12 protein-coding genes are annotated in these 14,310 nt (G+C 60.9%); 10 read left to right on the top strand and 2 right to left on the bottom strand.

Annotated features, from left to right (window positions below):
- Positions 1–32: 32 nt before the first annotated feature.
- A complete protein-coding gene (locus MRBLMC3_RS07735; protein ID WP_363827323.1) occupies positions 33–2,639 on the bottom strand; it encodes a TonB-dependent receptor in 2,607 nt (868 codons plus the stop codon).
- Positions 2,640–3,120: 481 nt separating this feature from the next.
- On the opposite strand from MRBLMC3_RS07735, the gene MRBLMC3_RS07740 reads away from it, so the two are divergent.
- The 10 genes from MRBLMC3_RS07740 to MRBLMC3_RS07785 all read left to right on the top strand — a co-directional run bounded on the left by MRBLMC3_RS07740 (position 3,121) and on the right by MRBLMC3_RS07785 (position 13,434).
- Positions 3,121–5,376 (top strand): TonB-dependent receptor, encoded by a 2,256-nt coding sequence (locus tag MRBLMC3_RS07740; RefSeq protein WP_363735907.1) that lies wholly within the window; start codon positions 3,121–3,123, stop codon positions 5,374–5,376.
- Between the two features lie 285 nt (positions 5,377–5,661).
- A complete protein-coding gene (locus MRBLMC3_RS07745; RefSeq protein ID WP_363735906.1) occupies positions 5,662–6,267 on the top strand; it encodes a YceI family protein in 606 nt (201 codons plus the stop codon).
- A gap of 57 nt (positions 6,268–6,324) precedes the next feature.
- On the top strand, positions 6,325–7,521 hold the full coding sequence (locus tag MRBLMC3_RS07750; protein ID WP_363827326.1) for a serine hydrolase domain-containing protein: 1,197 nt from the start codon (positions 6,325–6,327) through the stop codon (positions 7,519–7,521).
- 135 nt (positions 7,522–7,656) lie between these two features.
- Positions 7,657–8,067: a DUF6152 family protein gene (locus tag MRBLMC3_RS07755; protein ID WP_363735904.1), complete on the top strand. Its 411-nt coding sequence runs from the start codon at positions 7,657–7,659 to the stop codon at positions 8,065–8,067.
- A 161-nt stretch (positions 8,068–8,228) separates the two neighbouring features.
- Positions 8,229–8,654, top strand: a complete 426-nt coding sequence (locus MRBLMC3_RS07760) for a cytochrome b (protein WP_363827327.1) — start codon at positions 8,229–8,231, stop codon at positions 8,652–8,654.
- Positions 8,638–10,674: a TonB-dependent receptor gene (locus MRBLMC3_RS07765; protein ID WP_363827328.1), complete on the top strand. Its 2,037-nt coding sequence runs from the start codon at positions 8,638–8,640 to the stop codon at positions 10,672–10,674. Before MRBLMC3_RS07760 ends, MRBLMC3_RS07765 begins: the two co-directional genes overlap by 17 nt.
- Positions 10,675–10,862: 188 nt before the next feature.
- On the top strand, positions 10,863–11,363 hold the full coding sequence (locus MRBLMC3_RS07770; RefSeq protein WP_363827330.1) for a hypothetical protein: 501 nt from the start codon (positions 10,863–10,865) through the stop codon (positions 11,361–11,363).
- A complete protein-coding gene (locus MRBLMC3_RS07775; RefSeq protein ID WP_363827331.1) occupies positions 11,360–12,040 on the top strand; it encodes a HupE/UreJ family protein in 681 nt (226 codons plus the stop codon). Before MRBLMC3_RS07770 ends, MRBLMC3_RS07775 begins: the two co-directional genes overlap by 4 nt.
- Positions 12,037–12,651: a hypothetical protein gene (locus MRBLMC3_RS07780; RefSeq protein ID WP_363827332.1), complete on the top strand. Its 615-nt coding sequence runs from the start codon at positions 12,037–12,039 to the stop codon at positions 12,649–12,651. Before MRBLMC3_RS07775 ends, MRBLMC3_RS07780 begins: the two co-directional genes overlap by 4 nt.
- A 141-nt stretch (positions 12,652–12,792) precedes the next feature.
- A complete protein-coding gene (locus tag MRBLMC3_RS07785; RefSeq protein ID WP_363827333.1) occupies positions 12,793–13,434 on the top strand; it encodes an IS6 family transposase in 642 nt (213 codons plus the stop codon).
- A 343-nt stretch (positions 13,435–13,777) separates the two neighbouring features.
- On the opposite strand, the gene MRBLMC3_RS07790 is transcribed toward MRBLMC3_RS07785, so the two are convergent.
- Entirely contained in the window at positions 13,778–14,308 is a 531-nt protein-coding gene (locus tag MRBLMC3_RS07790; protein ID WP_363827334.1) for a toxin-activating lysine-acyltransferase, read from the bottom strand.
- Positions 14,309–14,310: the final 2 nt, after the last annotated feature.

Below are 14,310 nucleotides of genomic sequence, written 5' to 3' on the forward strand. Positions count from 1 at the left end.
GCGCTGCACCACAACCACGGTACCTGCCGCAGCTATCGGCGGTACGAGGCGGTGACGCCGACTGTACGGGGCCGGAGATAGCTGGTCGTGTACAATGGGCTGTTGACGTACTTCTCGACGCCCTGTGCACGGTTGTAGTTGAGCGCATTATTGACGAACACCGACACGTCGACGCGATCGAAGCGCATGCCTGCCCGCAGGTTGACGAGGCTCACGCTCGGCCGTGGAGTGTCGAACGGCTGGAACAAGGGACTGTCGGGATCGACCCTGCCGGTCCGACGAGGGGCGCTGGTGTAGGTAAAGTCGCTGCGCAGATACCCTTCGTTTCCGCGCATCGGGATACGGTATTCGCCCGAGAGGTAGATCGTCCAAGGGGATCCGGCATTCGGCACGAAGTCGCCCTTCTGGAAGACAAGGCTTTCTTCGCTGAACGTTGTGCGATTGTAGCCGACCGACGCGCTGAGATCGAGTTGCGGGATGGGACTGTATGTCACAGCCGCGTCGAAGCCTCGTGACTTTGCCGAACCGAGGTTGTCCACGAATAGATAGCCGCAAGTCGGCAGCTGCAGCTGCGTTTGGATCTTGTCCCACTTGATGAGGTAGATGCTTCCGTCGAACCGCAGTTTGCCGCCGAGCATTCGATTCTTCGAACCGACTTCGTAGTTCCAGACCGTGTCCGACTCGTACGACGTGGGTGATGCCGGGTTGCCGTTGGCATCCACGTAGCCAAGGCTAGTGAGATCCCCCCCGCAAACCGGCGGAACACGGACCTGCGCGCCGCCGGGTCTGAAGCCCTTCGACGCCGTCGCGTAGATCAAGTTACGGTCGTCCGGCTCCCAAGAGATACCGAACTTCGGGGTGAACACCTTTTCGTTGTTGAACTGTCGTTCGATCGGGAACACCGGCGCGAACGCCCCCTGCCCCGGCGTGCAGCCTGCCGCGTCAGGACACGGCGTTCCATAGGGGGCGTTCAGGTTATTGAGCGGACCGCCCTGGACAGTGTCGAACCGGACCTTGTTGGAAGCGTAGCGACCACCCACCGTGAGGGTGACTTGCGGCACGATCTTGAAGTCCACCTGGCCGAACGCGGCGAGTTGCCGTTCGCGGGACGAGAACTCTGCCGAGTATACGAGGGAGTTCGGTCCGAGCGGTACGCCGAAGGCGTTGAGGAACGCGCTGGTGCCCGGATAGGGGCCGTCCGCCGCGGTGACGCCGAACAGGGACGGCACGCGCCCGAGGAAGTTGACATAGTCCTCTTCGTACGAACGTTGGCGGTTGTTGCTGTAGAAACCCCCGACGACCCAGCGCAGACGAGCGTCCGGATTAGCGGATTGCAGCCGCACCTCCTGCGTGAAGTTGCGCTGACGGTCGGTGAGGATGTCGCGCGCAGAATCGCCGACGCGTGGCGCTGCGAAGCCGAGGAACGAGTAGCCGTAGCTGCTCGTGGCCTCGACCCACTGGCTGTGGTTGCGGGCCAGCCACGCCGTCGTTGAGATCAGCTGGACCGCATCGTTGGACCAGTCGACGGTCACATATGGAAGGTAGAGCCGGTCCGAGCCCTTGTCATAGAGCGGAGCCTCCAATCCCGTGAGGAAGGGCTGGCCCGTAGCGGGATTCCCGGGATCATTCGGATCGTTCAGGAGCTGCGTGGTCGAGCCCGCCGCGAAGACTGGAGCGGCGTAGACACCTCGGCCCGGTCGTGAGGCGCTGACCCACACCGTATTCGTAGCATCGTGGAGCGTCTGGTCCTCGACATTGAAAGATCCTGTCACCACGAGATTTTCGGTCACGTTGAACGCCAGCGCGAAGCGTCCGGCGATGGTCTCGGTCCAGTTGGAATCCTCGTAGACGGTCCTGGCACCCTCGAGGCGCAGCCCGTCCGGGCCAAGCGAGCCGTCCACAACCGGCTGGCCGCCGCTTGTTGCCACGATAGGGGTGCCGGCGATGCGATCGATGAAGCCCCCCTGACGACGGAAGTACCCGGCTGCGCGGAAGGCGATCTTGTCGTCGACGATCGGCCCACCGACCGCCGCTCCGAACTCGTAGCTCTGACCGCCGCCATCGATGTCGCCGAACTCGGCCCGCGCGCGGAATTGGAAGTCGTTGAACGACGGTGTCGGCTGGATGAAGCGGATGGTTCCCCCCTGCGATCCGGATCCGAACAGGGTTCCCTGGGGACCGCGGAGCACCTCGACCCGCTCGAGGTCGAACAAGACCGGGAAATATGTGCCGGCGGAGTAGCCGAGACTGCGCACCTGAATGGGAACGTCGTCGATGTAGACGCCGGTGGTGGATGCTCCGGCGGCAGAGGATATGCCGCGGATCGCGATCTGGTTCGAGCCGGAACTGGTGCTCGTCAGGTTGACGCCCGGAGTGAGGCGGATCAGGTCGGCGAATTCGCGCACGCCCGTCCTGTTGATCTGCTCCTGCGTGACCGCCGCGATACTGACTGGGACCTTGGAGATCGATGAAGCACTCCGTGTCGCCGTCACGATGATATCGTTGCCCGGTGCCACCGTCTCGTCTGGGGCCGCCTGCGCGTCAGCGGTTCCGGAGCACATCGCCGCAGCGAGAATAGCAAGCGCCGAAGCTGTTCCGAGAAGCGCGTGATTGCCGCACATGGATTGCTCACCAACCATTCTACCTACCCCCAACTGACTTGAAGCCTCCAACCCCAAGCTCGTCAGACTGATCGAAACTAGCCTCCGGCAAAGGTGTCAAAGTGCGAGCGGGTGTTGTCCGCAGAGCACCAGGAGCGAGGCCGAGGGGTCTGGGGCTTGTACCTTTTCCACCGCAGGATACAACTGGCGCTTCCATTCCGACGCGCCGGCACTCTCCGAGTGCAGTGGCATGCTGCTGATTTGCAGGCGAGTGCGGCATCAACGCTGCACACGGGACAGGCACTGCTGGCATGCGTCGAACAACCGCCTGAAAGAGAGGCGAAACAACCGCCATCCGCCCGAGCGAGCTTGCTTGGTGATGATCGCCTCCCATAAGGTGTCAATTTGACACCCTCTCCGCGAGGGTCTGCGAGACTACCGGTTCCCCACCAGAGGTTGCGAGAAGCACGATCTGATTGGCCGCATCCTTACGGACGCGCTGAAGGCAAGGGGGAAAGAGATGGTGCAGTTCATGGTTCGTCGTACCCTAATGGCGGGGGTTGCGAGCGCGGCGCTAGTCTGCGCTTCGCAAACGGCTTGGGCGCAGGCGGCGCCTGCAGAGCCACCGGCGGCGCAGGGTACTCAGGCCGAAGTGGATGAGAACTCGGGCGGGTTGCAGGACATCTTCGTCACCGCCACCCGCACGTCCACCAACATCCAGCGGACGCCGATCGCCGTGACCGCGCTGACGACCGAGGCTTTGCAGGAGCGCGGCGCGCGCAGCCTGCTGGACCTCAACTCCTTCACGCCCAGTCTGTCCGTCGGAAACACGTCCGGCCAGGCGACGAGCGGCGGCTATGCGATCCGCGGCATGGGAGTTAACGGCAGCTCTTCGGCGGCGGTCGGCATCTACGTCGACGACGTTTACTTCTCCTCCTCGGCGGGCAATCTCCTCAGACTTATCGACGTCGAGCGCATTGAAGTGCTCCGCGGTCCGCAGGGGACGCTGTTCGGCCGCAACACCATCGCCGGTGCCGTCCAGTTCATCACCAACAAGCCCACGCAGGAGTTCGGCGGATACGTCGACGGGACCGTCGGACGCTACGATCGTGCGGACATCCAGGGCGCGATCAACCTTCCCGTGACCCGGACGCTTGCCGTGCGCCTTACCGGCGCGTCGCAGAGGAAGGACGGTTACGTACTTGACGAATTCAACCAGATCTATCGCGGAGCTGAGCGCTACAGCCAAATCCGCGTCCAAGGACGCTGGGAGCCGATGGAGAGCCTGACGGTCGATCTCAAGGGCGACTTCTTTCGTCAGCGGAGCAACGGTCAAGCGATCCGCGTGACCGCGATCAATCCCAACGCCCTGTTCATCGGCCTCGGAGCATTGGGCGGCGAGACGCGACCGTACGACGACCGCTATCTGTCGCGGTCGCGCTATAGTTTCGCAGGGTTTGGTTCGCCGGAATTTGCGCGACAGAAGTTCGAGGTCTATCAGGGCGTAGTGAACTACGACGTGACGGAGAACTTCCACCTGAAGTCAATCACTGCCTACACCAAGGCGAACAACTCGACAGCTTACGACACCGACAGCACGCCCCTCAACTTCGTGTCTGTCACGCCTGACGACAACACCGCCAAGGTATTTACGCAGGAGTTCCAGGCGAGCGGATCGGCGCTCGATGAACGTCTGAAGTGGACAACCGGCGTCTACTACTACGACAGCAGGAGCAGGTCACAGTCCGGCATCCTTTCAATTGGTCTGGATGCCTTCCCGCTTGATCCAGCGAGCCGCAGCAACGTGGAGTCGAAGGCGGTCTACGGCCAGGCAACCTTCAACTTCACCGAAGCCCTCTCGGTCACCGGCGGCCTGCGCTACTCGAAGGAGACGAGCACCGACTTCGTCGAAGGCACGGCACCGGGATCCTCAATGTTCAAGAACACATCGCCACTGATCGGCATTAACTTCCAGGCTACCGAGCGTGCCCTCTTCTACGCGAAGGCATCGCGCGGCTTCCGCGCGGGAGGGTTCACTGCGGATGCACGGCTCCCCGGAAACGGGCTTGGGTTCGGTCCAGAGACGGCTTGGACCTATGAGGCGGGCGCGCGCCTCGACCTGTTCGATCGCCGACTGCGCCTCAACCCTACGGTGTTCCAGACGGATTGGAAGAGCATCCAGTTCAACCTGCTGATTCCCACTGCCGGCCAGATCATACTTGCGACGGCCAACGCTGGCGACGCACGCATCCGCGGCGTGGAACTGGAAGGCCAACTGATAGCTACCGACCGCCTGTCCTTCAACTTCGCCGGCTCCTACTTGGACGCTGAATACACCCGAGTGCCCGCGCTCACCTATTCGGCCTATCCCGAAGGCGTGCTCGGGCCGGTCGTCACCCTGCCGAACCTGACCCGCGATACGGAACTTCAGCGGACGCCTAAGTACAAGATTTCGGTCGGTGGGCGGTACGTCCTTCCCTTGAAAGGTGGCCAGAAGATCACTCTGTCGGGCGATTACACCTACACCGATAGGCAACGCAGCGCGGTGACGATCTCGGACTCCGTCGAGATGCCTTCCTATCACCTGGTCAACTCGCGACTGCAGTTCGACTCTGCTGACGAGATGTGGTCAGCGGCATTGTTCGTCACGAACCTTACGAACGAGTACTATCTGACGGGAGGGGTGGATTATGCTGGCGGCTTCACCGCCGGTGCTCGCGTGGAGAATCCCGCCCGTCCGCGTGAGTGGGGCCTTCAGGCCACCGTCCGGTTCTAATTGCACGGGCAGCTCTTCGTAGCGGTCACGGCTCGATCTCCGTGGATGAGGCTGCATTTTGACAGGAGTGCAGCCTCATCCGTCCCGGACGCGGGCTTGGGTGAGTCCCCCCTTTCTTAACTTTCCGGACTAAGTCGCATGGCCGGCGCTGTCGACGAAGTGGGCGCGGTGCCTGCTCATCACCGCTTTACCTTCAGGAAACACCACGGAAGCGGGTGAATGGGACTTTTCGGAGCTTGTCACTTCGTTAGGTTACCGAGAAAATTTGATGGACTGGATCGCCTGATGAACATTCGATTGATCTTGCTTGCGCTGTCCGCCGCGCCAACGGCGCTGTCCGGTCAGGTGCCGGGTACCCCAGACCCATCGCGGGCGACAGCGGGAGCCTATTCGGTGGATCCTGCACACACCCAGGTCACCTGGAAGCTGAACCATCTCGGCTTCAGCATGCTGCAGGGCCAATTCGGAGCTTCGGGAGGGTCGCTGTCCCTGGATCCTGCGAAGGTCGCGGCGTCGAAGGTTGAGGTTACGTTCGACATGAAGCAACTGAGCACGACCGCTCCAGGGTTCACCAAGCATCTCAACAGCGCCGACTTCTTCGATACGGCGAAGTTCGGCACCGCCCGCTTCGTGTCGACTTCGATTAAGCCGTCCGGAAAGAATGCTGCCGTTATCGTCGGCAACCTGACGATCAAGGATGTCACCAAGCCCGTCACCCTGAACGCGCGTTTTCTTGGCGCCGGCAGTAACCCCATGGCCAACAACGCGCTCAACGTGGGATTCAGCGCGACCGGCAATATCAAGCGCAGCGACTTCGGCGTCGCAATGGCCGCGCCGGCCGTAGCAGACGACGTCGAGCTCGAGATCAACGCCGCTTTCGTAAAGAACTGATTCAAAACGGATGGGGTGGCCGATTGACCGCATCATCCCATTGCCGGGGAGTGAGTGATGAATGTTGGACTCCGCAAAGCGAAGGTTTTCCTGGCGCTGGCGATCTCGGCAACACTCTCGCTGCCATTAGCAGCGGAGCCCCCGTCGCCTGCGGTAGTCGCCGCGCGCCGCGCGATCTTCGATCCGGCGATCAGCTCCGTGCTCTTCCATAACATGGACGAGTTATTCGAGACGCGTGTCGTCGGCCATGCAGCTGCGCCCTGGCAACTGCCCCGCACCGATGCACCGATGAACTTCTCCTACTCCTATGGTGGAGCGACTAAGCCGGCAAGTGAAATCCTGGACGGCAACTACACGAATGCGCTGCTGATCATCAAAGACGGCAAGATCGTGACGGAGATCTATCGGAACGGGACGGATGCACAGAGCAGGTTCATTTCCTGGTCCATGTCGAAGTCGCTGACTGGCACGCTGGTGGGACTTGCTGTGAGCGAGGGCAGGATCAAGTCGTTGGATGACGGTATCGTCACCTACCTGCCGGAACTGCGGCGCACGGGATATGAGGGCGTCACGATCCGGCAAATACTGGAGATGAGGTCGGGCGTTGACTACGACGAGCGCTACGACTGGAAGAACCCAAGCGTCGCTTCTATCAATCACGAGGAAGCGCTGGTTCAGAACCGTGTCCGCTTCGCCGACGTGGCGCGAACCCTCAAGCGCAAACACGCTCCAGGATCGACATTCGACTACAAGACAATCGACACCGCCGTGCTCGGCTGGCTTGTCGAACGGGTAACCGGGATGAGCGCCTCGGCTTACATGTCCAGTCGGATTTGGGAACGGCTCGGCACGGAACGGGACGCCTTCTACATCATGGACGGCCCTCCTGGGATCGGGCGGGAGTTCACCGGCGGCGGCTTCAACGCGACGTTGCGGGATTATGGACGCTTCGGGCAGATGATGCTGCAGGACGGGGTCGGCAATGGCCAGAGGATCCTTCCCGCCGGTTGGGTGCGCCAGGCCACTGCGCCTGTTGGAGGGCAGGAAGGAGAGACGGGCGGCTACGGCTACCAGTGGTGGACCGTTCAGAACAGCGATGCGTACTTCGCGCTCGGGTTGTGCGGCCAGTTCATCTACGTGGATCCGATCACCCGCACGGTAGTCGTGAAGTTGAGTTACGTTCCGCTCGAAAAGGGCGACGCGATGAAGGAGACGCTCAGCTTCATGGCGGCCGCCTCGGCATGGCGGCCGTGAGTGCGATCACGAGGCGTGAGCGACAAACCAGGTTTAGCCTAGTCTAATAACACACTGTCCATAACCGGCAACTAACACCACTAAATCAAAGAATGGCTTTGCTAGTCGGTTCGGTGAGCTACGAAGGATGTTGAGATGAAACGTGCTCTTTTGGCCATCGCAATCCTGGCCGCTGGACTTGCCTCCCCGATTTCAGCGCATCATTCGACGGCGATGTTCGACAATCAGAAGCTCGTCATTTTGCGAGGCACGATCAAGTCGTTCTCATATTTGAATCCTCATTCGTGGATTTCGATCGTGGCGGCCCCTGAAGGCACCACTGCTGCGAAGAGATGGGACGTGGAGTTGGTCTCGCCGGTGGTGTTGGAGCGGATGGGTATCACCCGTGAAACGTTTCGGCCTGGTGACAAGGTCGTGATGGGGATCCGGCCGTTGCGCGACGGCCGTCCCGGAGGCGCCTTCGTGCTCGCGGTGACGGCGAATGGGACACCCTATGGTGCCAAGCCTGCGGAGGTCGGCGTCGATCCGAAGCGCCTACGCCTCTAGGCCTCCGGATCGGGCGACCTCCTGAACTTCTGCTGGCGGCCCCTGCCGGACGCATGCCGACACTACATCTCCCGAGGTCCATCGCCCGGATGGATCGGGCGAAAGCGGGTATGGGACCGCTCAGCCGCGAAATTCACTCCCGATCGATGAAGGGATAGTCAATGCCGTGCGCGCAACACCGCTATGGCCTGGTATCGATCGCGCTTCACGTGTCGGCCGGCTGGAACCGCGCGATGGGAGCGGCCTTCGCAATCCCGACGCTGTGGTTCAACCAGTTCGAATGGCCGCACATCGGATTCGTCGCTAGCTTGTCCGAGGCGCGGCGCGCAGTCGTGGCCGACGTCTCCATGAATGCGCACGAGCTGCTCGGCTGGAGCGGTATCCTGCTGGTGGCCGTCCACGTGGCCGCCGCACTCAAGCATCACCTCGTCGATCGTGATGACGTGCTCGCCGGCATGGCTCCCTGGGTGCGCCCTCGCCACATACCTCAGGCAAGAAAGGAAACAGGAAACGACAGCTTCCGCTTAAAATCCAGGGTCACTTCGCAGCGGAAATCAACGAGGAACCTTCATGTACCACATCCGTAAACTGGCGGCAGCTTGCCTGGCCGTCGGCGCCTCTCCCCTGTCCTTCACGCCAGCCGACGCCGCTGCTCCGGTCGATACAACCGTTCTTGCCGCGAGGGCCGATGCCGACATCGTCGTGTTTGGCCGAGGCGAGAGCAAGATCGGTGTCGCGGGCGCAGCGAGCGAGGGCAGCGTCGCAGGCTCCGACCTGCTCATCCGTCCGCTCCTGCGCGTGGCCGAACTCCTCGAAGCCGTGCCGGGCATGATCGCCGCGCAGCATTCGGGCAGCGGCAAGGCAAACCAATATTTCCTGCGCGGATTCAACCTCGATCACGGATCGGACTTCACCACCTATATCGACGGCGTGCAGATGAATTTTCGCAGCCACGGCCATGGCCAGGGCTATCTCGACCTCAACGGCCTGATCCCCGAGGTCATTGACCGGGAAGATTACCGCAAAGGCCCTTATCGCGCCGACGGCGGCGATTTCGCGATGGCTGGATCGGCCGCCCTGACAACCATTGAAAAGATCGACGCGCCCTGGGTCTCGGCCGAACTCGGCTCCTATGGCTGGCGGCGACTCGCGGCGGGCGGGACGATCGGCAATGTCGGCGGCGGCGACTTGACCCTTGTCGGGCAGTTCAAGATCTATGACGGCCCCTGGCAGCAGCCCGAGAAGCTGCGTCATTATTCGGCCTTTGCCAAATATGCAGCCGTGATCGGTCTTGGCAAACTGGACCTCAGCCTGCACGGCTATCGTGGCACATGGCGGCCGACCGAGCAGATCCCCGAACGCATCATCGGCTCCTCGATCTGCGCCGATGCCTTCTGCTCGCCCGATCCGACAGCGCGCGGGGAAACCACCCGCGTTGTTGCCAATGCGGCGCTTAGTGGGGAGAGTTGGTCGGCGAACGTCTATGGTCAATATTATGACTGGGCGATGAGCTCCAACCCGACCTATGCCAATACCGATGGATCAAGCGCCCAGATTCTGCAGTTCGACAAGCGCGTCATCCTGGGGATGACGGGCCGTAAAAAATGGGAGATCTCTCCCTCGCTCGACATCAGCATCGGCACCGAAAACCGCTATGATACGATCGGCCCCGTCGGGGTCCACCACACCGACGCCGGAAGCTTCAAGGAATCATTGGGATCCTACGACATCACCGAATCCTCGGGTGCGATCTATGGCGAAGCCACGCTTCGCCCTTTGCCAGGCGTGCGGGTGATCGGCGGCCTGCGCGGGGATTATTATCATTACATCGTGCGAGCGCGCGACGATGTTGCCGCAGCGCTTGGCGCGGGGCGCGGTGATGATGCCATCCTCTCGCCCAAGCTGGCGCTGGCCTACTCTCCGGTCCCATCGCTCGAATTCTACGCCAATGGGGGCCGGGGGTTCCATTCAAATGACGTGCGCGGGGCGGTGAATACCGCGTCGCCCGTCCCGGTCCTGGTCCGGGGCACCGGCAAGGAACTGGGCGCTCGCTTTCAGACCGGTCCGTTCAGCCTCACCGCAACCTATTACTGGCTGAATGTCGGGAGCGAGCTGCGCTTCGTGGGAGACTCCAATGCGGTGGAGCCCACCGGCGCCAGCAAGCGGCGCGGTTACGAGCTGGTGGGCTTCTGGCGACCCCTGCCCTGGTTGGCCCTGGATGCCAACTATACCGCCAGCCGGTCGCGCTACGACAATGGTGACCGCATTCCCAATGCCTTTGAAAACGCCGCTTCAGCAGGCATTTCGGCCATGTTCGACCGCTGGAGCGGCAGCGTCCGCCTCCGCCATCTGGGTCCCTATCCGCTGATTGAGGATAATAGCGCCCGTGACAAGGGCAGCACCATCGTCAACCTGCGTGGAGCATGGAAACCGCCTCATCTCGAGGTTTTCGGCGAAGTGCTCAACCTCTTCGACAGTCACGACAAGGACATCGCCTATTGGTATGAATCCTATATTCCGGGCTTTGACAGCGCGCCCACCGAAGGTCGCCTCAGTCGGGTGGTCGAGCCGCGCACCTTCCGGATGGGGATCCGCTACAGCTTCTGAGCGAGCAGGCTTGTACCGCCACGCTGCCCAGACGGACCCAGACAGAGAGCGCCCGTGCCCTAACAGCACTGTACCGCCAGCGTCACTGCAATTGCCTTTGGCGCGGCGGCGCAGACCGGCAAGCTGGGTATGAATGAGACAAGGGACAAAGCTTTCGTCCATCGCACGACAGACACCAGGAGACAGGCATGAAGAAAAGGCTGATCGCACTTGCATTCTGGATGACGTTCGTAGGCGGCTGCGACCGCAAGACGGACCAGCCCTCGGCGGACGCGCCGCCGGCTGACGTGCACAAGCTGATGGTGGAGAAAGTCGATCCGTCCGCCAAAAGCTATTGGAACGCCGTCCAATATGTCAGCGATGAGACCGGAAATCACGAAATTCGGCCGCGTAACGATGCGGAATGGACCCGAACTCGCGAGGCTGCGGAACGGGTTGGGCAATATGCCGCACTTTTGCGAACACCGGCCTATGCCAAAGGCCGCGGCCAGGACTGGCAGGAATTCGCGCAAGGCCTCTCGGACGCCGCCGGACTGGCCGCACACACAGCGGCAGCAAAGAACGTCAACGAGGTATTGGAAGTGGGCGGCGCGTTGTATAATGTCTGCAGCGCCTGCCATCAGGCCTATATGAAGTCGCCGGCCAGCCTCGCGCCAACGGGGACCAAAGAGCCTGAAAACGCCTCATGAGGCGGTGGACGCTTCCCCTCGCCGCCATGGCGCTGGCATTCTGGTCAGTGACCGCCCTGGCCCACGACGTGGCCGAAGGCGACAAGGCCTTCGTCCTGGCCACCGACGGTCCGGCGATCCTCCCGTTTCTCTATCTGGGCGCCAAGCATATGGTGACCGGGTACGACCACATCCTCTTCCTGATCGGGGTGGTCTTCTATCTTTATCGCCTGAAGGATGTCGTCCTGTACGTGTCGATGTTCACCATCGGCCATTCGACCACGCTGCTGCTGGGCGTGTTGCTGGGTTTTGGCGCAAATGCTCATTTGGTCGATGCAGTGATCGGGCTATCGGTCGCCTATAAGGGCATCGAGAATATCGGCGGCCTCCGGAAACTCGGTATCTCCATCAATACCAAAGCGACCGTTCTTGCATTCGGCCTGGTTCATGGCCTTGGCCTCGCGACCAAGCTGACCGAACTTTCGTTGCCCAGAAATGGGCTGCTGACCAACCTCATCAGCTTCAACATCGGGGTTGAGGTCGGACAGTGCCTTGTCCTTGCCTTTGTCCTCATGCTGCTCGGCCTCTGGCGTGGCACGTCCAGCTTTCGAAACGGGGCGTTTACCGCCAATCTGGCGCTGATCGCCGCGGGCATATTTCTCGCCGGTTATCAAATTGCGAGGTATCTTGAATCATGACTGAAATTGAACCCGTGCGCCCCTCCCGGCGCGCGCTCGTCATTGGAACCACGGCGACGCTCGCCATTGGCGCAGCAATTGTCGTCCTGTTCGTGCTTCCAGCCGAAACCGGCATCGATCCGACGGGCGTCGGAAACGTAACGGGCCTTTCCAGTATTGCAACCGCTGGAGCCAACCAGTTCTTGGAACGGGGCCTGAAACGCCAAGGTACGTTCACGCCCAGCCAGACGCCCCTGCCGCCCGAGCCAGGCGCCAGCGACCATTGGGAATTCGAACTCAAACCCTTTGAAGGCATTGAGCTTAAATATGTGGTCGATGAGGGGCAGCCGATACACTTCCACTGGTCGGGATCAGGACCGCTCAACTATGACATGCACGCCCATCCCTTCGACGGTGGTGAAGAGCTGACTGAAAGCTATGCAATCACCAAGGGCGACCGGCAGGCAGGCCGCTATGTCGCGCCGTTTACGGGCATCCACGGTTGGCATTGGCAGAATCGCAGCATGAACAACGTGCACCTGACGCTTGATGCTTCTGGCAAAATTAAAGGATCCAAGCTGTTCGATGCCGGCGGGGAACACGACCGGACGCTGACGCCTCCAACGGAGTAAGATAGCACAGGAGCCAGGGCTCTGTCAGAGCAAAACGGCGCGTTGCTCTGGGCGCTGCTAAAGTAGGGGCATGAGCCGCTCCAAGCCTGACAATCCGTTCCGCTACTTCAACTCGTCGCGCGAGGTATCCGGCTGGCGGTGATGATGTACGTGCGCTTCCCGCTCAGCCTCAGGAACGTGGAAGACCTGCTCTTCGAGCGCGGTATCGACATCAGCCACGAGACGGTGCGCTACTGGTGGAACAGGTTCGGCCCGCTGTTCGCAGGCGACATTCGCCGGCAGCGGATCAGCCGCATGCGGGGATTTCGCCACTGGCGCTGGCACCTCGACGAAATGTACGTCAAGGTGAATGGCGAAATGGTTTATCTATGGCGCGCCGTCGATCAGGAAGGCGAGATCCTGGTGAGCTATGTCACCAAAACCCGTGATAAGATGGCTGCGCTAACCTTCATGAAGAAGGCGCTGAAGCGTCATGGATCTCCCGAATCGATCACCACTGATGGCCTCCGCACCTACGGCGCGGCAATGGATGAGCTTGGCAACCGGGCAAAGCAGGAAATCGGTCGGTGGGCGAACAATCGGGTCGAGAACAGCCACCTTCCCTTTCGACGACGAAAGCGAGCCATGCTGCGCTTCCGACAAATCAGGTCGTTACAGAAATTCGCATCCGTACACGCCAACGTCCACAACCACTTCGCACTGGAACGCCACCTCGTCGATCGCCAGACCTATAAGGAAAGACGCTCAGCTGCCTTTGCTGAGTGGCATTCTCTCATGAGCTGATCCCCTACCCTCGCGATCCAAAGTGCATCGCGTGGAGAGCAGTTCGCCTTTGTCTGACAGCACCCCCACCACGGTTCCGGCGTCGTCCGAAAAGCCAGCTTTGACAGTATGTTGGGAAAAACTTGGCTGGGGCGGCAGGATACAAATTCCCGCAACAACTCATTGAAAGTAAGATATTACTAAATAATACTATAATAAAATGACCAACATTTACTACCAAGAATACATGATCCATCTTCGGATTCATTGAAACATATTGATCAATAATGAGATTTTGTCAAGGCGATCCCTATCATCGCCTTACGATATCTCAGGCGTCGCTTTGCTCCAGGCTTCCACTCCTCTATTGCTTGCTTGTCAGAGAGGCTTCAATGGCAATCTTGAGTTTCTCGCCAGCGTCCCCATCGACCGTTTGCACGGTCCGCTTACCCGTCCGGGGATCGGTCTGATGGAATTTGAACGCTTTGCCGCTTAGCGGCCCGGAAATCAGATCGGCGATCATGATCTCCCGATGCTTGTTCTCTCCGTTTGCAAATGGTGCGATAAGGTCGACAAGCCAGATCGCCTCGCCAGACGTCCACTCCTCGAGCGTCAGACGGTTGGCCGGTTCGATCATCCCGCCCTCCAGCTTTTTCTCGGCTTCCGGGCTGCATTTCGCCCACAGCGCGAGACCCACCGGCTTATCGCCGTCGCGGAAGACATAGAATTGCTGGTGGATCAGCGCCGGCATCAACAGCCATTCGATGTCGCCGATCGAAAGCCCCCGATGCAGCGGGGACTGCGTCAGGAGCCAGGTCATCTCTCCCAGCATGTGGCTTACGGTGGGCGGCGCGGAAGCGGCCGCAGCCGCTTCCTTCTGTGTCGTCTCGTTCATGC

This window comes from Sphingobium sp. LMC3-1-1.1 (genome assembly GCF_040676285.1).
Taxonomy (GTDB): Bacteria; Pseudomonadota; Alphaproteobacteria; order Sphingomonadales; family Sphingomonadaceae; genus Sphingobium.